Raw genomic sequence first — 524 nt, 5'->3', positions numbered from 1 at the left:
ATCGTCGCCGATCCGCAACGGCGCATCGGGGAATTGCCGCTGCTGGACGCGACCGAGCAACAGCACAACATCGCCCAGTGGAACCCCGGCCCGCGCAGCTTCCCAAGCGACACCTGCGCCCATCAACTGATCGCCGAGCAGGCCCGTCAACGGCCTGACGCCGTGGCCCTGCGTTGCAACGGCCAGACCCTGACCTACGCCGAACTGAATGCCCAGGCCAACCGCCGTGCGCATCAGTTGATCGCTCACGGCGTGGGGCCGGACGTGCTGGTGGGCCTGGCCGCGGAGCGGGGTATCGAGATGATCGTCGGCCTGCTGGCGATCCTCAAGGCCGGCGGCGCTTATGTGCCGCTCGACCCAACCTACCCGCAGGACCGCCTGGCCTACATGATGCAAGACAGCGGCATCCAGCTGCTGCTGGCCCAGGCGTCGCTGACCGGTCAATTACCGGTGCCTGACGGCGTGAAAACCCTGCTGCTGGATACCGACGTCAGCGCCTTTGCCGACAGCGACCCGCAAGTCGT

At 67.0% G+C, this 524-nt stretch carries 1 protein-coding gene; it reads left to right on the top strand.

The window, feature by feature from the left end; genetic code table 11:
- On the top strand, positions 1-524 hold a 524-nt coding region (locus HX815_RS31810), incomplete at both ends, for an AMP-binding protein (RefSeq protein ID WP_256351195.1).

Origin of the sequence: Pseudomonas sp. E6002 (genome assembly GCF_013385565.1) — a bacterium.
GTDB lineage: Bacteria > Pseudomonadota > Gammaproteobacteria > Pseudomonadales > Pseudomonadaceae > Aquipseudomonas.
This window is presented reverse-complemented; position numbering and strand designations above follow the sequence as displayed.